This is a genomic window from Mesorhizobium sp. B4-1-3 (assembly GCF_006439355.1).
GTDB lineage: Bacteria > Pseudomonadota > Alphaproteobacteria > Rhizobiales > Rhizobiaceae > Mesorhizobium.
In genome coordinates this window covers 1-21270 of the sequence record NZ_VFTG01000006.1, presented here as the reverse complement: position 1 = coordinate 21270, position 21270 = coordinate 1, and the positions used below count along the sequence as shown (strand labels likewise).

The following is a 21270-nucleotide window of genomic DNA, read 5'->3' as shown; positions in this document are numbered from 1 at the left end:
CAGCACCGAAAATGAATCAGGCCCGCGATGCTACCGCAGGCCTGACGCTCATGCATCCCTTCCGCGCTCGGCCGCATGCCGCCCGGCATGCGACCGAAGCAGAACTAGTTCGCGGCGAGGCTGTTCCCGGAAAGTCCAGGCAGGGTGACCTGATAGACCAGGAAAGTGGTGTCGACATCGGCGCCGTCCTCGGCCTTGTAGGGCGCGCCGACCTGGAAGCCGTCCTGGGTGAGGAAGTCGTTGTCGTTGGCGACGAACAGGAAATAGTCGTCGGGCAGCTTCGGATCGAGCATGCTGACCAGCGACATCGCCTCCCACTTCTCCGAGAGGTTGTTCTTGTCGTTCGGCGCGCCGTTGTGCAGGCCGAAGCGGCCGAGCTCGCCCTTGTCGTTGATGTCGATGAAGGAGGTCAGCTTGGCCGGCGTCACCGACGGGTCGAGCACGCCCTTCGGCGCGACCGGCTTGTCGGCGGCGTCGAACGGTCCGTTGGCGATGTCGGTGGCGGCGGAAAGGTCGACGATCTCGATCTTGCGGTAGAGCGACTCGTCGCCCTTCCGGCCCTGGCCGTTGCCCGAGTCGCGCGCCAGCATCAGGAAGCTCTTGTCGGAAAGCGCAACGATCTCGCTCTGCGCGGCCACCTTGGTCTTGCCCTTGGCGTCCTTGAACACCGGCAGCGGGACGACATATTCATGCGCCAGCTTGAGGTGGGCGAGATCGGAGGCGTCATAGACCAGCGCGCGGGTGTTCTGGCGCGTCGAGCCGGAATCGCCACCGTCCTGGCGGGCGGCCGACTGCAGCACAGCAATCAGAAACTTGCCGTCCGGCGTCATCGACATGCCTTCGAGGCCCTGGTTGTTCTGGCGGCCGGTCTCGGGATCCTTCGGATCGGGCTCGACCGCGCCCGGGCCAGGATTGTCGGAAGCGAAGTTCGGCTTCCCGTGGCGCATCGGCACCAGTGCCGCGGGCGGCTGGGTGGCGGACATCAGGCGGCCGTCGGCCGAGAAGCGGTAGATATTGGGGCCGTATTCGTCGGAGATGAACATGGTGCCATCGTGCAGGCGCACGATCGCTTCGTCATCCAGTGCCAGCTTGCCGTTGTCGGCCTGCGGCAGGATCGGCATGCCGCCGGCGGCTTCGCGCACGCCGTTCAGCGGATCGAGGCCGGTGGCGTCGGCGCCCTTGTCGTCGGTCAGGAGCATGGTGTCGGCGAGCGTCGCCTTGACGCCGGACTGTTCCTGTCCGGCGGCGGGCGCCGCGCCGGGAGCGGTCGGGGTCAGCTCGATCGAAATGGTGTTGAGTCGCGGGCGGTAGTCCGTAGTGCCGACGACATTGTAGCCGCGGTCCGGCAGCAGCCAGAGCGAACCCTTGTAGCCCGCGCCGTCGCGGGCCCAGGACTTGGTGTCGATCGACATGCCGGAACCCGAACCGAAAGTCTCGCCGAACTTGTCCTTCTGGCTCGCCGGAATGCGGCCGACGCCGACCAGCCCCTTGTTGACACAGGCGACGCCATCGGCGAGCGCCGGCGTCATGGCGCTGAACAGCGCGAGTGCCGCGCCGAGTGCGACGATTCGGGTGAGATGTTTCATGGATATCCCCTTCTTGACGAGCAGAGCGGCCATTGGCTGAAAAGGGCGCGGCATCGACGATGCGGGCAGCCCTTGCCGTCGAGCGGTCTAGGACGTGAACGTGATGGTTGCGTGACACTTTCCTTCTCCCACAAGTGGAGAAGGAAAAAGACGGCTCAAGCGGCGGCGGGCCTGAGCGGCTCTACGTGCAGTTCTTGAACGGGCTGATCATCATCCTGTCGCTGCTCGGCCATAAATGGAACCAGGCAAGGTACAGGTGAGGAGGCCGATCACACCGGCGCGACAAACCCATCCAGCACGCGCTTTTGCCCGGCCTTGTCGAAGTCGATGGTGAGCTTGTTGCCGTCGATGGCGGCGATGTTGCCGTTGCCGAATTTCTGGTGGAAGACGCGGTCGCCGACATTGAAGGCGGAGGGCGTGTCGGCGACGGATTTGGCGACCAGCTCGCCCTCGATGGTGCGGCCCTTCACCGAGGTGCGGCCGGCGCCGTAGCCGCTATCGGTCTCGCCATAGCCGATGCGTTCGACCTGGTGGCCGGAGCGGGTGCCCCAGTTGCGGTCGGTCGCCTCGGTGCGGTTCGCCTGCGCGCGCTGCCAGCCGGGCGTGGCATAGGTGTTGGAAAAACTGCCCTGGTCCTTGGCGCCGACATTGTCGAAGCGCGAGGCGCCGTAGGGATTCTGCCGGCCGCCACCGCGCCCGGAAGCGAAGGTGCCGCCGCCATAGGGATTGCCGTAGCCGCCGTAGCTGTTACCGCCGTCGGCGATATCGACATGGGTTTCGGGCAATTCGTCGACGAAGCGCGACGGGATCGTCGATTGCCAGAGGCCGTGAATCTGGCGGTTGGAGACGAACCAGATATGCAGGTTCTTTTTCGCCCGCGTCAGGCCGACATAGGCGAGCCGGCGTTCCTCCTCCAGGCCGGAACGGCCGCCTTCGTCCAGCGCGCGTTGGTGCGGAAACAGGCCTTCCTCCCAGCCGGGGAGAAAAACCGTCTCGAATTCGAGCCCCTTGGCCGAATGCAGCGTCATGATCGAGACGGCGTCCTGCTCGGCATTCTGCTCGGCATCCATGACCAGCGCCACGTGCTCGAGGAAGGAACGGAGCGATTCATACTCCTCCATGGAGCGGATCAGCTCCTTGAGGTTTTCCAGCCGTCCGGGCGCCTCCGCCGAACGGTCGTTCTTCCACAAGTCGGTGTAGCCGCTCTCCTCCAGGATGGTCTCGGCGAGTTCGGTGTGCGGGGTGGTTTCCAACGCCTTTTGCCAGCGCTCAAAATTGGCGGCGACCTCGCGCAGTGCGGCGCGCGGCTTCGGCTTCAGCTCGTCGCTTTCGGCAAGCGTCGCGGCCGCTTCCAGCATCGGCACGCGCATGGCGCGCGCCGTGTCGTGGATCTGGCGGATGGTGGCTTCGCCGAGTCCCCGCTTCGGCACGTTGACGATGCGCTCGAAAGCGAGGTCGTCGCCGCCATTGGCGACAACGCGGAAGAAGGCCAGCGCGTCGCGGATTTCCAGGCGCTCGTAGAAGCGCGGGCCGCCGATGACGCGGTAGTTGAGGCCGAGCGTAATGAAGCGGTCTTCGAAGGCGCGCATCTGGAAGGAGGCGCGCACCAGGATCGCCATGTCGTTGAGATTGTGCTTCTGGCGCTGATAGGCCTCGATAGCGTCGCCGATGGCCCTCGCCTCTTCCTCCGAGTCCCAGGCGGCGTGGACATGCACCTTATCGTCCTCGGGGTCGTCGCGGTCGGTGAACAGCGTCTTGCCGAAGCGGCCCTCATTGTGGGCGATGAGGTGCGAGGCAGCGCCCAGAATATGGGCGGTGGAGCGGTAGTTGCGCTCCAGCCGGATGATGGTGGCGCCGGGAAAATCCTTGTCGAAGCGCAGGATGTTGTCGACTTCGGCGCCGCGCCAGCCATAGATCGACTGGTCGTCGTCGCCGACGCAGCAGATGTTGACTTTGTTCTCGCTCACGGCCGCGCGCTCGCTTCGCTCGCTGGCCTCCGCGGGGGCGGTCTGACCGACCGACGCCCGGTCGGGCTTGCGGCCTTCGGCCAATGGGCCGCGCCCAGAATTGGGCCGCTGCGCCAACAGCCTTAGCCACATGTACTGCGCGGTGTTGGTGTCCTGGTACTCGTCGACCAGTATGTATTTGAACTTGCGGTGATACTCCTTCAGCACGTCCGGATAGGCGCGGAAGATGCGGATCGGATGGTAGAGCAGGTCGCCGAAGTCGCAGGAATTCAGCGTCTGCAGCCGTTCCTGATAGGCCTTGTAGAGCTGGCGGCCCTTGCCGTTGCCGAAGCTGCGCGCATCACCTTCCGGAATCTCGTCGGGGCCAAGCCCCTTGTTCTTCCAGTTGTCGAGCATCTGGGCGAAGGTCTTGGCCGGCCAGCGCTTGTCGTCCAGCCCCTCGGCCTGGATCAGCTGCTTGATCAGCCGCACCACGTCGTCGGTGTCGAGGATGGTGAAGTCGGATTTCAGCCCGGCCAATTCGGCATGCCGGCGCAGGAGCTTGACGCCGATCGAATGGAACGTGCCGAGCCAGGGCATGCCTTCGACGTTGCCTTCACCGATCAGGAAGCCGATGCGCTGCTTCATCTCGCGCGCGGCCTTGTTGGTGAAGGTGACGGCCAGGATCTGCGAAGGGAAGGCCCTGCCTGTGGCGAGGATGTGGGCGATGCGCGTCGTCAGCACCCGCGTCTTGCCGGTGCCGGCGCCGGCCAGCACCAGAACCGGGCCTTCGGTCGTCTCGACCGCGAGCCGCTGTTCGGGGTTCAGGCCCTTCAGATAATCGGGCGCGCTGTTCTGGCCGCTGCGCGCCGCCATGGCGCGCGCGGCTATGCCCGATGGGGCCGCCGCCGGCCGCGCATTCGGTTCATCGAAAAAAGGCATGTCTTCGGAAAAGCCCGACATCGCCCCCGAATGTAGTGATTCGGGAGCGAAAGACCAGAACTGTCTACGTTTTGTTCTAGGTTTTGGCGATCCGCATCCGCTCGCTTATCGTATGCGCCACGTAGCCGGCGTCCCTTTCCGCGCCGTGAATCATTGTCGAGGAGGGGGAGTGCTGGAATGGCAGGCCGCAGACATAGAGCCCAGGTTCGCCGGTAACGGCCCCGCGATATTGCCCCGGCCGCCCGCTTTCATCGAAAATCGGCAGTTTGATCCAATCCAGTCCGGGCCGGAAGCCGGTGCACCAGATAACGTTCTCGACATCGAGAGCCTCGCCGGTCTCGAGCACCGGCTTGCCCTCCTTGACGGCGGCGATGCGCGCAACCCGGTTTATCCCGGCAGAGTCCATTTGTTGCGGCCTTACCCGGATCAACGGCAGGCCGTGAATGAGATGTCCTGGCCTTGCCCCGCGCCCGATCGGAGTATCCACGGAAAGCAGACGGTGGAGAAGGACGCGAAAGACGAACGGTATCACCAAACGGAGAGCGATGGCGCTATTGTAGGCCACGGGAATATGGCCTGGATGCCGGCCGGCCAGCCAGACGCGGTGCGTGCCGGCCAGGTCCATGGCAATCTCCGCCCCTGAATTGCCGGCCCCGACCAGAAGTACCCCGCCCGGCCTGAGCTGCGACGGGTTTTGATAGGCGGATGAGTGGAATTGTCGTATCGCCGGATCAAGCAGCGCGGCGAAATCCGGAAGCTTCGGCTTCTGGTAGCTCGCGGCGGCAATGACGACATGATCGGCGGTGAAACGGCTCGCGCCCGCGGTGACGACATAACGCTCGCCGTGGCGACTAACCTCGTCAACCCTGGTGCCCGTGCGTACCGGCAAGGCGAATTTCTCGGCATAGGCTTCCAGATAATCGCCCATTTCATCCTTGGTCGGGAAGGAATGAACGGGGGCCGGGAAACGCATGCCCGCCAGTCGGTCGAAGCGCGCCGGCGTAAAAAGACGCAGCGAATCCCATCGCGCGCGCCAAACATCCCCAACGCGCTGGCGAGCTTCCAGGATGACGAACCTTATTCCCTTGCGGGCGAGATAGTAACCGACGGAAAGGCCGCTCTGGCCTGCGCCGACGATGACGACGTCGAAATGCTCCTCTCGTGGCGCGGGGCGCGGCTCGCTGTCGATGTTCACTTCGCCCGGCTGCGACTGTGAGGTGTCAGCCTGAAGTCTCAAGAAGGCTGTTCCGAGTTCGAGCAGCGCACCTGCACGCGCCTTGGTCTCCGCTATGCCGATCACGCCCGTGCCTTGCGGATTTGCCTGGTGAATTGACTTCACTTCCGTTCGTTCGTTCATCTCTGTCTCCATCGGCTTGGTGAGCTATCGGAGAAGAGTAGCGAACCGGCCCGTCGACGCGCTTCGGGGATAGACCCCATGCGGCAAAGGAAAAGTGATGGGGATTTCTCCCCACGGGCGCCAGTAGTGACGCGGAGCGCGTCGCGACGAATGGTCGACGATCTAAAGTGTTTGTTTCGACACCTGTCGTTGCCCCAAGACACTGCGCAACCTGGACGATATGCGTTAGAGCAGGCCATGCTGGAAGGCGTAGGTGGTCGCCGCGGCACGCGAGTTGACCGCGAGCTTGTCGAAGATGTTGGAAACGTGGCGATCGACGGTCTTTTCGCTGAGGCCAAGTTCGGCCGCTATCGTCCTGTTTGTCTTTCCAGTGGTGATATGGGTCAGCACCTCTATCTCGCGCCGCGTCAGTCCGTGCCCCGATGGCGTGACGGGCTTGGCCAATGCGTTGAGCCGATCGAGATCGGGCGCGGCGCCGAGTTCCACAAAAACCGAACGCGCGGCGTCGAATTCGAGTCCCGCGCCATCCTCGTCCGCGAGCATACGGCAGGCCTGGCCGGCCAGCACGCGCAGCCGCGCCTCCAGGTAGGGAGCGCCGGCACGTTGCCAGATCGCGAGCGCCGCGCGGAAGTGGCCGAGCGCAGCCGCGGCGTTGCCGTCGTGCATCTCGATTTCGCCTTTTGCCTGAGAAGCGATCGCACCCAGTATCTCGGTCGCGAACCGGCTGGCGGTCGCTTCCATCTCACGGCAGGCGTTGCGGGCCTCCTCGATCGCTCCCGCCGCCATTGCGATTTCGATCATCGCTGGAAGCAGGCGGGCACGGCTGAGCGGCGCTTCAGTGGTGGCGAGCACACGGCGCAGGGTCGCTGCCGCCCGCTCCGTGCGCCCTTGCATCAGCCGCAGCAAGGCCATGCCCGGCTGCGGCTCGAGTCCTAGCCGGCTGGCATTCCGGTACATCTCCTCGGCGGCGGCGAATTCACCGCGCAGGCGGAGGATTTCGGCTTCTTGATAGGCGGCGCCCCCGATCGTGTTGTCGCGAGCCGCCTTGGCAACAGGAGAAGATGCCGCACGGCGCGACTCCGCGATCGCCTCCAGCCAATTGCCGTTCATTTCCATGATTTCTGCCCGGTGCAGCATGCAGGCACCGTTGAACTGAACCAGTTGCGGCTGCGCTCCGCACCAGGCCGACAGCGCATCCGTCCATTCGCGGGAGCGATCGAGCGCATACACCTGGCGGCACTCGGCAATGAGATTGCAATAGACCAGCCCGGTGACTACCGGCGAGAGCTCGCCGCCGATGACGGGCAACATGGCTTCGTCCAGAGAGGCGATGCCTTCCTCGACGCGCCCTTGCCGTACCAAGGCGCGACCCAGAACGCATCTGGCGAAAGCGATCAGGTCGATGTCGCGACAGCGCTCGCCTATCGCAAGCGCCTGCCTTGCATGCGCAGCGGATGTTTCATCACTGCCTGCCCTGAGATCTTTCTGTGCCGCCTGCAAAGCCAGATAGCCTTGTGTCGAGCATTCGCGACCAAAGCTCTCCACAAGACGCTGCGCGCGCTGCAGCCATGCGGTTGCGCGGCCATGCTCACCCAATGCCAGAAGCCGGGAACCATGGAAGCAGGCCCAATATGCCGCCCTGTCGTCACGCCCCGCATCGCTGTGCGCTTTGACCAGGCGTTCGGCTGCGGCAAGGATATCGGGATCGCGATCAAGCATTCCAGCCGACCAGAACATGCGCTCCAGATCGTCTGTTTCCAAAGCGGTGACTGCGTCCGCGGCCCGCAGCAATTCCAGCGCATCCGCCCAGGCCCGCCTCTCATAGGCCGCGCGGGCGCGTCGGAGCATTGTGGCAGCGCTGTCCATCGACTAGACATACCACCGGCCGATCGATTTCCGAAAGACCGTCCGGCATGCGCCCGTGCCCGCTCCATGTACCGCCAGCGGGATCGAAACGCTGATTGCGCAGCGGGAGGTCCGGCGCCATGAATTGACATGGCGCACGGGCCAACCGAAACTGCCGCTGCGGTTGGAACAGAATCGGAAGCATATTGGTTCCAGGTTTGCGGCGGGGATCTTTCTGCTGCGCATAACTGCGGGAGTCTTTCGTGGCCACCACCATCACCTCCCTCGTCCTCTTCCTCATCGGTCTCATTCTCGGCGGCGGCGGCATCTGGCTCGTCGCGCTGGGCGGCAGTTGGTATTACCTGGTCGCCGGCCTGGTCTTCCTGGTCACCGCCTGGCTGCTTTTCAGGCGCAGGTCGATCTCGCTCTGGCTCTACGCGCTGTTCGTGCTCGCCACTTTATGTTGGGCGGTCTGGGAAATCGGCTTCGACTGGTGGCAGCTCGGCCCGCGTGGCGGCGTCATCGTGCTCATCGCCCTGTGGCTTTTGACGCCATGGGCAAGGCGAGGCCTGCGGGGACCAGACGGGCGCGCGCCGCTGATCCTGGCCGTGCTCGCCTCGCTTGCGGTCGCCGGTTATTCGATGACCGCGGATCCTTACGACATCGGCGGCACGCTCGGCACCGAAAAGGTCGCGGCGGCGGCCAATCTCGGTGGCGACATGCCGGCAGGCGAGTGGCACTTCTACGGCCGCACGCCTTTCGGCCAGCGCTATTCGCCGCTCGACCAGATCACGCCCGACAACGTCGCCAAGCTGCAGCCGGCCTGGACCTACCGCACCGGCGACGTGAAGGGCCCCGAAGATGTCGGCGAGACGACCTATCAGGTGACGCCTCTGAAAGTAGGCGACACGCTGTTCATCTGCACGCCGCACAATTTCGCCATCGCCATCGATGCCGCGACCGGCAAGGAAAAGTGGCGATATGACCCGAAGATCAAGCTCGACCCCAATCGGCAGCACCAGACCTGCCGCGGCGTGTCCTATTACGCCGACCCCAAGATCGCCGCCGGCCAGCCCTGCGCGCAGCGCGTCTACCTGCCGACGTCGGACGCCCGGCTGATCGCGCTCGACGCCGCGAACGGGCAGGTGTGTCCGTCCTTCGCCGAGGGCGGCACGCTGAACCTGATGGCCAACATGCCTTATCCGAAGTCGGGCTATTATTATTCGACCTCGGCGCCGCTTATCGTCGCCGGCAAGATCATCGTCGGCGGCGCGGTCAACGACAATTACTCGACCGAGGAGCCGTCGGGCGTCATCCGCGCCTTCGATGTCGGAACCGGCGCGCTGCTGTGGAACTGGGATTCCGGCAATCCGGACGTGACGACGCCGCTGCCCGCCGGGCACACCTACACCCACAACTCGCCCAACATGTGGTCGACGGCGAGCGCCGACGAGAAGCTCGGACTGCTTTACGTGCCGCTCGGCAACCAGACGCCGGACCAGCTCGGCATGGGCCGCAGCGCCAATGTCGAGAAGTTCTCGTCCTCGATCACCGCGCTTGACCTCAACACCGGGCAATTGCGCTGGGTGCGGCAGACCGTGCATCACGACCTGTGGGACATGGACGTGCCGGCGCAGCCGTCGCTGGTGGACATCACGACGGCTAACGGCGTCGTGCCGGCGCTGGTCGGGCCGACCAAACAGGGCGACCTCTACGTGCTCGACCGGCGCACCGGCGAGCCGATCATTCCGGTCAAGGAAGTGCCGGCGCCCGGCGGCGCGATAGAGGGCGACCAGGCCTCGCCGACGCAGCCGGCCTCGGACCTGTCCTTCAATCCGAAGCCGCTGACCGGCGCCGACATGTGGGGCATCACCATGTTCGACCAGCTGGCTTGCCGGATCGAGCTGAAGCGATTGCGCTATGAGGGTCGTTACACGCCGCCCTCGCTGCAGGGCTCGCTGATCTATCCCGGCAATTTCGGCGTCTTCAACTGGGGCGGCGTCGCGGTCGATCCGGTGCGGCAGGTGATGTTCGGCATGCCGACCTACCTGGCATTCACGTCCAAGCTTATCCCGCGCGCGGACGTGCCGCCGCCGGGCGATACCAAGGGCAGCGAGCAGGGGCTGAACCGCAACGAAGGCGCGCCTTACGCGGTGGTGATGGGGCCGTTCCTGTCGCCGCTCGGCATTCCCTGCCAGGCGCCGCCCTGGGGCTATGTCGCCGGCGTCGACCTCAAGACGGGCAACATCGCCTACAAGCACCGCAACGGCACCGTCTACGACATGACGCCGCTGCCGCTGCCGCTCAAGGTCGGCGTTCCGGGCATTGGCGGGCCGATGATCACGGCGGGCGGCGTCGCTTTCCTGGGCGCGGCAGTCGACGACTATCTGCGCGCCTACGACCTCACCACCGGCAGGCAGCTCTGGCAGGCGAGGCTGCCAGCGGGCGGGCAGGCCACGCCGATGACCTACACGGTCGCCGACGGCCGCCAGTTCGTCGTCATCGTCGCCGGCGGGCATGGCTCGGTCGGCACCAAGCCGGGTGACTACGTGATGGCCTACACGCTGCCCAAATAAGGCAGGACGGCGTCAAGCTTCAAAGTCCGAGATGGCCCCGCAGGCTAGGCACCTGGTCTAGTACCTGGTTGGTCAGATCAGGGCCGGCGGCGGCCTCGGCCTGCTTGATCAAGGTCTCGCCGGCCTGACGGATTTGGGCCATGTCGAGGCCGGAGGCCTTGAGGGCGGCGACGCCGTTGATCAGGGCGCCGGCCTTTTCGCCGAGCACGCCGCCAAGCGCGCCTTGCAGCGACGACAAAAGGCCACCGCCCGAATTGGTCGCGCCGGCGGCCATCACGTCATATTTCTGGGCCAAAGCATCGGCGCCGGGTATCTGGGCGAAGAAAGACGAAACGGTGGTGCCTTCCGCCTCGTGCTCCAGAACGGAAAAGATGGTCCCGACGACCTTTTCGGTGGTGGGCTCGTCGAGGCCAGCCTTCGAGGAAACGGTGTTGATGATGTCCTGGACGTTCATGGCATTCCCCTTTTCGTCATTCGTATCAGCAGGGCGGCTCCGGCAACTTCGCGCCCTAATGTGACAGCATCGTCAAGCCTTTTTGAAATAACCAAAATGTGATGAATCAAACCGGCTTGTCGGCGTGTGGCGGGCTGTCTCAATCCCATGGGGATCGTCATCCGGAACGTGACTGGACCGTCTAATTCTCGACCCTATCTTGCGGATCACCGCCAATCCTCGAGGATAGCCATGACCGAACCCGCCGCTACGGCCATCACGACGCAACCTGTCATCACGCAGGCGATGATCGATGCCTATGACGAATACACGCACCTGACGCTCGACCGCCGCCGCTTCATGGAGCAGTTGACGAAGCTGGCGGGCTCGGGCGCCGCGGCGGCCGCGATCGCGCCGATGCTGGCAGCCAATTCCGCAAAGGCGGCGATCGTCGCCGAGGACGACAGCCGCGTTAAGGGCGAGGACGTCACCTATCCCGGCTCGAGCGGCGAGATGAAGGGCTATCTGGTCAAGCCGGCGAACCAGTCAGGCAAGCTCGGCGCCGTCATCGTCATTCATGAGAACCGCGGCCTCAACCCGCATATCCGCGATGTCGCCCGGCGCGTGGCGCTAGAAGGGTTCGTTGCGCTCGCGCCGGACTTCCTGTCGCCGCTTGGCGGCACGCCGTCCGACGAGGACAAGGCGCGCGACATGTTCAGCGAGCTCGATGCTGCCCAGGTCGCGGCCGACGGCGTGGCGACGGTCGCCTACCTCAAGAGCCTCAAGGACGGCAACGGCAAGGTCGGGGCGGTTGGGTTCTGCTGGGGCGGCGGCGCGGCCAACCAGCTTGCCGTCCACGCGCCCGACCTCAACGCCGGCGTGGCCTATTACGGCATGCAGCCCAAGGCCGAGGACGCCGCCAAGATCAAGGCCCCCCTGCTTCTGCATTATGCCGGGCTGGACAGCAGGACCAATGCCGGCATCGACGCCTACAAGAAGGCGCTCGACGCCGCGCATGTCGAATACAAGGTCTATGTCTATGACGGCGCCAATCACGCCTTCAACAACGACACCTCGGCCGCGCGTTACGACAAGAAGGCTGCCGATCTCGCCTGGGCCCGCACGGTGGCATTTCTCAAAGAGAAGCTCGCCTAGTCGAACAATTCATGTATTTGCCGCCGGCTTATGCATGGCAACGCCGGCGATCACCAGAGTGACGCCGAGGCAATCAGTGCCGCCCGGCACCTGGCGCAGCACGATGACGCCGATCAGCGTCGCCGTGAGCGGCAGGAGCGACAGCATCAGCGCGAAGCTCGCGCGCGGCAGCCTGGCCATGGCGAGCTGGTCGCAGATGTAGGGGATGACCGAGGAGCAGACACCGACGCCGATCGCCGCGGCAAGCAGTTGCGGCGATGAGAAAGCGGGCAGCGCCTGGCGGAAGCCGATCGGCAACACGATGAGGAATGCGACCGCCATGGCGGCGCCGAGGCCGGCGATGCCGAAACCTGCCTGCGCGACGCGGTGACCGATCATGATATAGCCGACGAAGAGGGCGCCATTCAAAAACGCCCAGAACAGGCCGATCGGATCGCTCGACCATTTCACGTCGATGAGAAGCAAGATGCCGACCACTGCAACGGCCAGCGCGGCGAAGTTGCGCCGGCTGCGCAGGCCGACCAGCGCCACGGCGATCGTGCCAACGAATTCGCTCGCCGCCACCAGCGAGATCGGCAGGCGGTCGAGCGCCAGATAGAACGAGCAGTTCATCACCGCCAGACAGGCGCCGAAGGCCAGCAGCAGCAGCCGGCGACCGCGATCGGCGCGCGCGAAAACGCGCCAGGGCATGGTCAAAGGGGCGAAGATGAGAGCGGCGGTGGCGATGCGCAGCCACGCCATGCCGAGCACGCCGACCTGAGCGAAAAGCAGGACTGCGAAGGCCGGCCCGAGATAATGGAACACCGCGCTGACGCAGAACCAGACATGCGGCGGCAACGCGTCCGCCGTCCTGGCAAGTTTGGTGGGGCCGGCGAGGGCGGCGCGCGCTTCGGTATCACCGCTGGCCCGGTTTGCAGCTGGAATTTGCGTTTGCGTTTTCATCTGCGCATTATCGCAGGCGAAACTCGCCGACTATATACGTAATAGACGGCGATATGCCGCTTTCGCTTTGTGATAGAAGAGGTTCGGCTTGAAAAACCTTCGAAGTGAAAATGCCGATCTGGACGCGATCGATCTGAAGCTCCTGCGGCTCCTGGAAAAGGACGCGCGCATCAGCACGGCGGAACTGGCGCGCGCCGTCGGGCTGTCGGCGCCGAGCGTGGCGGAGCGCATCCGCAAGCTGCAGGAAAACGGCGTGATCGAGGCCTATACGGTCAGGATCAATCCGGCCGCGCTCGGCATGAAGCTGTCGGCATGGCTCAGAATCAGGCCGGTGCCCGGACAGCTTTCCGTGGTGGCGGACATCATTCGCGAGCTGCCGGAAATCGCGCAATGCGACCGGGTGACCGGCGAGGATTGCTTCATCGCGCTCGCCCATGTCGGCTCGGTGAGCGAGCTCGAGCGCGTGATCGACCGGGTCATTCCCCATGCGATGACCAACACCGCCATCATCCAGTCGTCACCGGTCGAGCCGCGCTCGCCGCTTGGCGGGTTCAGACAAACGTGACGGCTAAAGCGCGTCGCGATCCTTCAGGTTCGCTCCATGCGCTTTAGGTTTTTGATTTTACGCATGTCTTCGTCCCGAAACCGGTTCGCACTTTCGGGAGACATGCCTTAAGCGTGGCCACGCTTCATGCGCGCCTGTTTCAGAATCGCACGCCAGCGGATCATGTCGAACGGGATAGGTTCGTTGTTGTTGGCGATGTGGAAGATCTCGTTGTTGACGTTCTTCAGCGATCGCCAGAAATCATAGTCGGTGATGCGTGGATCGGCCGCCAAGCGCTCCACTTCGACCTTGATGTCGGTTTTCATGCACTGTCCTCGCACCGCATTCCGCCAGCCGCCCCGTGCGCAAACCCGGTAGGGCGGTTTGTCGAACGCGCCGGTGAGTCGTTCAACGGACTCAACCGACTTGTTCACGTTAAAACCTTGGTAAGGTTAACGCGGGCGCGCGGGTTTTCAAGCGCTCTTGCGCTTGATGCCGATCGAGCGGCCGGCGCGCTCGGGCATCGGCAGCGCCGCATGGGCGGCGCGCACGGCATCCAACTTGGCCATCACGTCGGCGGGGAAAGGGGCGACCTTCGGTCCTTCCATGTCGACATGCAGCGACAGCGTTTCCGACGTGGCGGCGAGCCAGCCGTCGACATGGCGGATTTCCTGATAGGTCCTCAACCGCTTGTCATCATGATCGATGAGCTGGAATGACACCTTGACCGTGTCGTGAAGATGCAGCTCACGCACGTAGCAGACATGGACTTCCGCGGTGTAGACGCTCAGGCGGCGCTCCTCCGTATAGCTTGCGTCCACTCCCATCATGGCGAACGCTTCGTCGGTGCCTCGGTCGAACAGCACGTTGTAATAGGCCATGTTGAGGTGGCCGTTATAGTCGATCCAGTCTTTCTCGATCGCCAATGGGCGGGATATGATGGGTGCGGGGATCGTCATTGCTTTCCTTGATCGTCGCTGGACAGGGCGTGGCTGCTGAGATTCTCGTCGTTCTGGCGCAAAAGTCGCCTAACCTAACCGCTTGGCACTTTTCCTCGAATTGCTTTAGGCATCATCCATAGCTGCATAACAAGAGTGGCCGCTGGTCCATTCGCGGAGGAATTCATGGCTTTGAGCGACCTCAACCCCGTCGAACGCAACGAGGAAGGCATCGCTGCCGTGCTCGGCATACTCAAGCAGCGCTTCGGCGAGCGCTTCCAGACCGGCGAGGCGATACGCGGCCAGCACGCGCACACCACCACCTATATCCCGACCCAGGCGCCGGACGGCGTCGCTTTCGTCGAGACGGCGGCGGACGTGCAGGAGATCGTGCGCGTCTGCACCGCGCACCGCGTGCCGGTCATCGCCTTCGGCGTCGGCTCCTCGCTCGAGGGCCATACCAATGCGCCGGGCGGCGGCATTTCGATCGATACGTCGCGCATGAACCGGATTCTCGCCGTCAACCCGCAGGACCTCGACTGCACCGTCGAGCCCGGCGTGACGCGCGAGGACCTCAACCGGCACCTGCGCGACACCGGCCTGTTCTTTCCGATCGATCCGGGCGCCAATGCCTCGCTCGGCGGCATGGCGGCGACCAGGGCTTCCGGCACCAACGCAGTGCGCTACGGGACAATGCGCGAGAACGTGCTGTCGCTGACCGCCGTCATGGCCGACGGCGAGACGGTGACGACCGGCAAGCGGGCGAAGAAGAGCTCGGCCGGCTACGACCTGACGCGGCTTCTGGTCGGCTCGGAAGGCACGCTCGGCGTCATCACGTCGCTGACGCTGAGGCTGCAGGGCATTCCGCAAGCGATCTCCGGCGGCGTCTGCCCGTTTCCGAGCCTGGAGGCCGCCTGCAACACGGTGATCGCGACGATCCAGATGGGCATCCCGGTGGCGCGCATCGAGCTAGTCAACGCGCTGCAGATGCGGGCGATGAAGAACTATTCCAAGCTCGATTATCCGGAGAGCCCGTGCCTGTTCGTCGAGTTCCACGGCAGCGACGCCGGCGTTGCCGAGCAGGCCGAGACTTTCGGCATGATCGCTGAGGAGAATGGCGGCGGGCCGTTCCTGTGGACCAGCGTCGCGGAGGAGCGGACGAAGCTCTGGAAGGCCCGGCATGACGCCTACTGGTCGTCGCTGACGCTGCGTCCCGGCGCCAAAGGGCTGTCGACGGACGTTTGCGTGCCGATCTCGCGGCTTGCCGAATGCGTCACGGAGACCGAGGCCGACATTGCCGAGATGGGGCTTATCGCGCCGATCGTCGGCCATGCCGGCGACGGCAATTTCCATGTGCTGGTGCTGATGGATGTCGACAACCCGGCCGAGATCGCGCTTGCCGAGAAATTCGTCGCCCGGCTCAACATGCGCGCCATCGCCATGGAAGGCACCTGCACCGGCGAGCACGGAATCGGCCAGGGCAAGGTCGGCTTCCTGCGCCATGAACTCGGCCATGGCGTCGATATCATGCGCACGATCAAGCAGGCGCTCGATCCGCTCAACATCATGAATCCTGGCAAGATCTTGCCGGCGGCGGGCTGATACGCCGGTCGGCAGCTATTCTCCCACGCCTTCGACCAGCTTCTGCAGCATGGGCCGCGTCGGCGCGAAGAAGGTCGTGCCGGTATGCGGGGCGGAGAAGTCGAGCAGCCGGTCATAGGCGCCGGGCGGCTCGCCGACATACATGCGCTGCAGCATCTTTTCGATCACCCACAGATAGCGCGTGTAGCCGATGAAATACGTTCCGAACTCGTTCTGGCCCGGGCGGCCGAACGGCATGTTGTCGCGCAGGATGTCGTATTCATTGCCGGCGTCGTCCTCGATCGTGGCCAGCGATTTGTGCGACTTGCGCGGCTTGTCGTCGTCATCGATCTCGATGTTGTCGATCTTGGTGCGGCCGATGATCTCTTCCTGGACATGCGTCGGCGTCTCTTTCCAGGCGGCCATGTTGTGCAGGTATTTCTGCACGACAACATAGCTGCCGCCGGCAAAATCGCCGTCCTCGTCGCCGACCTGGGCCGAGGCCGGCAGGTCGAGGCCGGTCGGATTGGCGGTGCCGTCGACAAAGCCCAGGAGATCGCGCGCGTCGAAATAGCGAAAGCCGGACACCTCGTCAGCGACGGTCACGCTGCCGGCCAGGCGGTCCAGCAGGATCCGCTCGAGCTCGAAGCACATGTCGGGCCGCTCGGCGCGGATGTGGAACAGGAGATCGCCCGGCGTCGAGGGCGCCGAATGCGCCGCTCCCTCGATCGGCGCGAAGGGTTTCAACTCGCGCGGCCGGCGGCCAGGCGATAGGCGGTTCCAGAGCCCGGCGCCGATGCCGGCGATGCAGGACAGCCGGCCCGACAAGTCGCGGAAGCCGACATTCTTGACGAGATCGTCGAGCTCGCCCAGCACCGGTGCGACATTCGAAAGCGCTGCCTCGTCGCTGCCGACAGCCACGACGAGGAAAATCGCAGCCGTCGACAATGGAGCGTCGACGCTCTGCGCGTCGATGGGCAGTCTGTCCCAGTTCTTGCCTGACATCGGGAACGCTCCGTGTTGGGTTCAGATTGTCGCGGCCAAGGACGTGACCGGAAGGGCGGGAATCCGCAAAAGAGATATCGCGAGCGCGATCGGTCGCGCAACCGGAGAGATTGGCGGCGCCAGGCGTTGAATTGCCTCTTTATCGACACGCGGATGCGGGTAGAGTGCGGCTGTCTTTCAACTCGGGAAACAGATGCTCGCCCGCCTGTTCGTGATCTTCGGTGGCCTATTCGTGCTGGTGCTGTGCGCGGCGCTGGTGGTGCCGTATTTCATCGACTGGACGGGTTACCGGGGCGATTTCGAGCGCGAGGCGAGCGCCGTCCTCGGCCGCAAAGTGACGGTGAAGGGCGATGCCACCGCGCGGCTGCTGCCGTTTCCGTCAGTGACCTTCTCGAATGTCGAGGTCGCGGGCGGGCCGGAAGGCAAGCCGGCGATGACGGTCGAGACCTTTTCCATGGATGCGGAGCTCGCGCCATTCCTGCGCGGCGAAGTGCTGATCTTCGACATGAGGTTGGTGCATCCCAGGGCGATCATCAATATCGCCGACGACGGCACCGTCGACTGGGCGCTCCGGCCGTCGACACCCTTCCACCCCGGCCAGATCGCCATCGAGAAGCTGTCGGTAACCGAGGGGCAGATCGAGCTGCGCCATGCCGCCGGCGGACGCAGCCACCTGATTTCGGAGATCAACTCGACCGTTTCAGCCAAGGCGCTCACCGGTCCATGGCGGATGGACGGAACGCTGCGCTTCGACGGCCTGCGCGCCGACGTCTCGGCTTCAACCGGCAAGGTGGAACCGGACGGCCAGATGCGGCTCAGGCTGAAAGCCGATCCCGATGCCTATCCGCTGATCATCGAGGCTGACGGCAATGCCGGCATTGTCAAGGGCGCCGCTGTCTATTCCGGCCAGTTCAAGATATCGGGCGCGGACAAAACCGGTGTCGACAGGAATTCGGTCGAGCTGCGCGGCAACGACGGCGAGCCGGTCAAGGTCAGCACCGGCAAGCCCGATCCGGGCTTCCGGCTGAACGGCAAGTTCGCGCTCGATCACCAGAAGCTCAATGTCGACGAGTTCCGCTTCGAGACCGGGCCGCTCGACAATCCCTATACTGCCGACGGCAAAGCGTCGGTCGATCTCGGCCTGAAGCCGCATTTCTCGGTCGAGGCCAGCGGGGCGCAGGTGCAGTTCGACGAGGCCGTCGGCGGAGCCGCCGGCTCTGGTTTCACGCTCGACCAGCGTATCGCGGCATTGGAGCAGACGCTGCAGCATATGCCGAAGCCGACGATACCGGGCACGCTCGAGGTAAGGCTGCCGGCGGTGGTGGCGGGCGACACGACGGTGCGCGACGTGCGGCTGTCGGCCGAGCCGGTCGAGGGCGGCTGGTCGCTCAAGTCGCTTGCCGCGACGCTGCCTGGCCGCACGACGCTCGAAGCCGACGGCATGCTGAGCGTCGAGGACCATTTCGGCTTCACCGGCTCGTTGCTGCTCGCCGTCGGACAGCCTTCCGGTTTCGCCGCCTGGCTGTCCAAAGATGTCGACGAGGCCATCCGCCGGCTGCCCGCCGCAGGCTTCAAGGCCAAGGTCGATCTCAGCGAGAACCGGCAGTCCTTCAGCGATCTCGAGCTCATCCTCGGCAAGGCGAAATTTTCGGGCAGCATCGATTCCAGCCAGCCGGACGGCGCCCGACCCTCGGTGCTGATGCGGCTCACGGGCGGCGAAATGGATGTCGACGGGCTCGCAGCCTTCGCCTCGATCTTTATCAGCGACAAGGGCGCCAACCGCTTTTCGGACCGCGATCTCGATTTCCAGATCAAGGCAGGTCCGGTCAGCGCCGGCGGCTTGAGCGCCGACACCGTCGACACGGCGCTGCGGCTGCGCGAGGGCCTGCTCGAGATCGATCGGCTTTCGATCGGCGGCCTGGCCGGCGCCTCGATCAGCGCCACGGGCCGGATCAAGGATTTTCCGCAGAGTCCGACAGGCAAGCTCAACGCTTCCGTGGTGGCGGTGGATCTGAAGCCGCTGATCGATGTCGCGGCTCAGCATTATCCCGACAATGGCGTGCTCAAAGGCCTGGCCAGCCGCGCGGCGGCCTATCCCGAACTGTTCCAGGACGCGCGCATCGATTTCTTGACCAGCGCCGCCGACAATGGCGACGGCACCACGGGCCTGGCGCTCTCAGCCCAGGGTAAAGCGGGCGGCTCGGCCTTCTCGGCCTCGCTCTCCGGCAAGGGGACCGCGGACAAGCTTTCCGAGGCGCCGGTGTCGATCACCTTGAACGCCCGCAACGACAACGCCACCACGCTGCTTGCGCTTTACGGCCTGCCGGCGCTGCCGCTCGGTATGCTCGGCCACGCCAACACCGACATCTCGGCGAAGGGCTCGGTCGCCGGCGGTCTCGCGACCAGCTTCAACCTGACGGCCGACGACTTCAGGGCAAGCTTCGACGGAACCGTCGCCGAGACGGCGCAGGGTGTCACCGCCAAGGGCAAGGTCAATCTTAGTGCCGCCGATATCGAGCCGTGGCTGATGACGACGGGGGTAGGCTTGCCCGGCATGGGAACGGGGACATCGACGGCGCTGGCGGCCGATGCCGATTTCGGCAACGGGCTCCTGGTGCTGAGCGGCCTCACCGGTTCGATCAACAAGGCTGCGGTGTCCGGCGACATCAACATCGACGCCAAGGATGGGCTGCCGCATCTTGCAGGGGCGCTGGCGCTCGACGAGCTCGACCTCGATCCGTTGGCGGTCTCGCTGTTCGGCGACCAGTCCTTCGCTCCCGCCAAGGGCGGATGGCCGACGACGCCGTTCAGCCAGAAGTCGACGCTGCCGTTCACCGCCGACCTCGATCTCAACACCTCGGCGCTCGCCGTGGGGCCGTTCGCGACGGCGCATGACGCCGCCTTCTCGCTGAAGCTCGATCGCGAAGGCATCCATGTCTCCGACCTCAAGGCGAAGCTCTATGGCGGCGATCTGACCGGCCTGTTCGACCTGAAGAACACGGAGGGCACCGGCCTGTTCTCCGGCCAGATGAGGCTGGCCGACGGCGACCTTTCCTCGGCTCTGCCCGGCGCCGGTATCGGCGGCCGCGGCGATCTTTCGGCAGCGCTGTCGACCAGCGGCAAATCGGTCGACGCCATGATCGCAGCTCTGTCGGGATCCGGCACGGCGGCGCTGAAGGGATTGCATGTGGACGGCATTAATCCGGACGGCTTTGCCGCCATCATCGCCAAGGCCGATGCGATCGGACGCGATATCGACACGGCCAAGACGGCGGAGTTCGCGCCGCAGATCGCAGGCGACGGCAGCTTCGCCGCCGGTGACACCGATGTCGCCTTCACCGTCGCCAATGGCACGCTGCGGGCGCCGCCGATCAGTCTCGACAATCCCGGTGCGACCTTGTCCGCCGACGTGACCGCCGATCTAAACACGGGCACGGTCACCGCAAAGGGAGCCTTGACCTACCGTCCCGGCGACGAAGCTTTGGTCGGTTCGGAGCCTGCCGTGAATTTCAGCCTGGCCGGCCCGCTCGGAGCGACTGCGCCCCAATTCGACAGCGGCCCGCTGGCGCAGTTTCTGACGCAGCGTGCCCTGGAGAAGGAACAGCAGCGGGTCGAGGCGATGCAGGCGGCGCTGCTCGAAAAGCAGCGGCTGCGGCGCGAGGTGCGTTATTACGCGGCGCTGCAGACGGAGCGCGACAAGGCGGCCGAGGAGTTGCGTCGGCAAGAGGAAGAGGCGCGGCAGAAGGCCGAGGCGGAAGCTAGGGCCAAGGCCGAAGCGGAAGCGCAGGCACAGGCGGAAGCCGAGGCAAAAGCCAAGGCCGACGAAGAGGCGAGGGCAAAAGCGGAAGCCGATGCCAAGGCGCAGGCCGAAGCGGACGCGAAGGCGAAGGCCGACGCGCAGGCCAAGGCGGAGGCTGATGCGCAGGCCAAGGCCGAGGCCGAGCAGCGGGCCGCGGACCAGGCGGCCAAAGCGCAGGTCGAGGCCGATCGCAAGAAGGCGGAGCAGGCGAAGCTGGAAGCCGCACGCAAGGCGGCCGAGCAAGCACGGAAGGTCGACGGGTCGCTGCCCGGCGTCAATGACGGTTCGACCCCGGCGCCGGCGAAGCCGAAGGCCAACCCGTTCACGATTGACAATCTGTTGAAGTCGCTCGACGGCGGCTGAGCTTCATGGCGCAGGCGGGAGCGGGACCAGTTCCGCGGACCTTTCATCCCTTATCGGGGAACTGGTCGAATATCTTAGCGCCTAGAGCAATTCCAGGAAAAGTGTGAGCGGTTTTCCGTCCGGAATTGCGTAAAACAAAGAGATAGAGCGTTTCGCCGTTTCCGTGAAACGGTGAAACGCTCTAGGCTGTAGTGACAATTTAATCATTTGAGCCAGAGCATGATGGCAGCAAGCTTGACGAAGCCGAGGAAGTTGGCA

15 protein-coding genes are annotated in these 21270 nt (G+C 64.8%); 6 read left to right on the top strand and 9 right to left on the bottom strand.

What is annotated here, in order from left to right; translation table 11 throughout:
• Nucleotides 1-104 precede the first annotated feature (104 nt).
• A complete protein-coding gene (locus FJW06_RS10290) occupies nt 105-1586 on the bottom strand; it encodes an esterase-like activity of phytase family protein (protein WP_140751192.1) in 1482 nt (493 codons plus the stop codon).
• Nucleotides 1587-1693: 107 nt separating this feature from the next.
• Between FJW06_RS10290 and FJW06_RS30065 the strand changes: the two genes are divergently transcribed.
• A complete protein-coding gene (locus FJW06_RS30065) occupies nt 1694-1846 on the top strand; it encodes a hypothetical protein (RefSeq protein ID WP_181178231.1) in 153 nt (50 codons plus the stop codon).
• A 9-nt stretch (nt 1847-1855) separates the two neighbouring features.
• Here FJW06_RS30065 and FJW06_RS10285 read toward each other — a convergent pair whose 3' ends face one another.
• The 3 genes from FJW06_RS10285 to FJW06_RS10275 all read right to left on the bottom strand — a co-directional run bounded on the left by FJW06_RS10285 (nt 1856) and on the right by FJW06_RS10275 (nt 7697).
• Nucleotides 1856-4495: a UvrD-helicase domain-containing protein gene (locus tag FJW06_RS10285; protein ID WP_140751190.1), complete on the bottom strand. Its 2640-nt coding sequence runs from the start codon at nt 4493-4495 to the stop codon at nt 1856-1858.
• A gap of 55 nt (nt 4496-4550) precedes the next feature.
• Complete coding sequence (locus FJW06_RS10280; RefSeq protein ID WP_181178209.1) at nt 4551-5831, bottom strand: FAD-dependent oxidoreductase; 1281 nt, start codon at nt 5829-5831, stop codon at nt 4551-4553.
• A gap of 225 nt (nt 5832-6056) precedes the next feature.
• Entirely contained in the window at nt 6057-7697 is a 1641-nt protein-coding gene (locus tag FJW06_RS10275; RefSeq protein ID WP_140751188.1) for a helix-turn-helix transcriptional regulator, read from the bottom strand.
• Between the two features lie 242 nt (nt 7698-7939).
• Here FJW06_RS10275 and FJW06_RS10270 point away from each other — a divergent pair, with 242 nt between their 5' ends.
• A complete protein-coding gene (locus FJW06_RS10270; RefSeq protein WP_140751186.1) occupies nt 7940-10252 on the top strand; it encodes a glucose/quinate/shikimate family membrane-bound PQQ-dependent dehydrogenase in 2313 nt (770 codons plus the stop codon).
• Between the two features lie 19 nt (nt 10253-10271).
• On the opposite strand, the gene FJW06_RS10265 is transcribed toward FJW06_RS10270, so the two are convergent.
• Nucleotides 10272-10706, bottom strand: coding sequence for a hypothetical protein (locus FJW06_RS10265; protein ID WP_140751184.1), 435 nt, complete (start codon nt 10704-10706; stop codon nt 10272-10274).
• A 231-nt stretch (nt 10707-10937) separates the two neighbouring features.
• On the opposite strand from FJW06_RS10265, the gene FJW06_RS10260 reads away from it, so the two are divergent.
• Nucleotides 10938-11840: a dienelactone hydrolase family protein gene (locus FJW06_RS10260; RefSeq protein WP_140751182.1), complete on the top strand. Its 903-nt coding sequence runs from the start codon at nt 10938-10940 to the stop codon at nt 11838-11840.
• A 9-nt stretch (nt 11841-11849) separates the two neighbouring features.
• On the opposite strand, the gene FJW06_RS10255 is transcribed toward FJW06_RS10260, so the two are convergent.
• Nucleotides 11850-12782 carry a DMT family transporter gene (locus FJW06_RS10255; protein ID WP_140751180.1) on the bottom strand — a complete coding sequence of 311 codons (933 nt, stop codon included), beginning with the start codon at nt 12780-12782 and terminating at the stop codon, nt 11850-11852.
• 88 nt (nt 12783-12870) lie between these two features.
• Between FJW06_RS10255 and FJW06_RS10250 the strand changes: the two genes are divergently transcribed.
• Entirely contained in the window at nt 12871-13347 is a 477-nt protein-coding gene (locus tag FJW06_RS10250) for an Lrp/AsnC family transcriptional regulator (RefSeq protein WP_140751179.1), read from the top strand.
• A gap of 107 nt (nt 13348-13454) precedes the next feature.
• Here FJW06_RS10250 and FJW06_RS10245 read toward each other — a convergent pair whose 3' ends face one another.
• A complete protein-coding gene (locus tag FJW06_RS10245) occupies nt 13455-13652 on the bottom strand; it encodes a hypothetical protein (protein WP_027168755.1) in 198 nt (65 codons plus the stop codon).
• Between the two features lie 147 nt (nt 13653-13799).
• Nucleotides 13800-14285: a thioesterase family protein gene (locus FJW06_RS10240; RefSeq protein ID WP_140751177.1), complete on the bottom strand. Its 486-nt coding sequence runs from the start codon at nt 14283-14285 to the stop codon at nt 13800-13802.
• Between the two features lie 165 nt (nt 14286-14450).
• On the opposite strand from FJW06_RS10240, the gene FJW06_RS10235 reads away from it, so the two are divergent.
• Complete coding sequence (locus FJW06_RS10235; protein WP_140751175.1) at nt 14451-15866, top strand: FAD-linked oxidase C-terminal domain-containing protein; 1416 nt, start codon at nt 14451-14453, stop codon at nt 15864-15866.
• 15 nt (nt 15867-15881) lie between these two features.
• Here FJW06_RS10235 and FJW06_RS10230 read toward each other — a convergent pair whose 3' ends face one another.
• Nucleotides 15882-16850, bottom strand: coding sequence for a Dyp-type peroxidase (locus FJW06_RS10230; protein ID WP_140751173.1), 969 nt, complete (start codon nt 16848-16850; stop codon nt 15882-15884).
• Nucleotides 16851-17043: 193 nt separating this feature from the next.
• Between FJW06_RS10230 and FJW06_RS10225 the strand changes: the two genes are divergently transcribed.
• Nucleotides 17044-21012: an AsmA family protein gene (locus tag FJW06_RS10225; protein ID WP_140751171.1), complete on the top strand. Its 3969-nt coding sequence runs from the start codon at nt 17044-17046 to the stop codon at nt 21010-21012.
• The last annotated feature ends 258 nt before the right edge of the window (nt 21013-21270 follow it).

Coding starts and splice junctions, on each gene's coding strand:
- FJW06_RS10235 (WP_140751175.1), top strand. CDS start 14,451: ATGGCTTTGAGCGACCTCAACCCCGTCGAACGCAACGAGGAAGGCATC.
- FJW06_RS10290 (WP_140751192.1), bottom strand. CDS start 1,586: ATGAAACATCTCACCCGAATCGTCGCACTCGGCGCGGCACTCGCGCTG.
- FJW06_RS10240 (WP_140751177.1), bottom strand. CDS start 14,285: ATGACGATCCCCGCACCCATCATATCCCGCCCATTGGCGATCGAGAAA.
- FJW06_RS10230 (WP_140751173.1), bottom strand. CDS start 16,850: ATGTCAGGCAAGAACTGGGACAGACTGCCCATCGACGCGCAGAGCGTC.
- FJW06_RS10265 (WP_140751184.1), bottom strand. CDS start 10,706: ATGAACGTCCAGGACATCATCAACACCGTTTCCTCGAAGGCTGGCCTC.
- FJW06_RS10255 (WP_140751180.1), bottom strand. CDS start 12,782: ATGAAAACGCAAACGCAAATTCCAGCTGCAAACCGGGCCAGCGGTGAT.
- FJW06_RS10285 (WP_140751190.1), bottom strand. CDS start 4,495: ATGTCGGGCTTTTCCGAAGACATGCCTTTTTTCGATGAACCGAATGCG.
- FJW06_RS10275 (WP_140751188.1), bottom strand. CDS start 7,697: ATGGACAGCGCTGCCACAATGCTCCGACGCGCCCGCGCGGCCTATGAG.
- FJW06_RS10245 (WP_027168755.1), bottom strand. CDS start 13,652: ATGAAAACCGACATCAAGGTCGAAGTGGAGCGCTTGGCGGCCGATCCA.
- FJW06_RS10260 (WP_140751182.1), top strand. CDS start 10,938: ATGACCGAACCCGCCGCTACGGCCATCACGACGCAACCTGTCATCACG.
- FJW06_RS10280 (WP_181178209.1), bottom strand. CDS start 5,831: ATGAACGAACGAACGGAAGTGAAGTCAATTCACCAGGCAAATCCGCAA.
- FJW06_RS10225 (WP_140751171.1), top strand. CDS start 17,044: ATGCTCGCCCGCCTGTTCGTGATCTTCGGTGGCCTATTCGTGCTGGTG.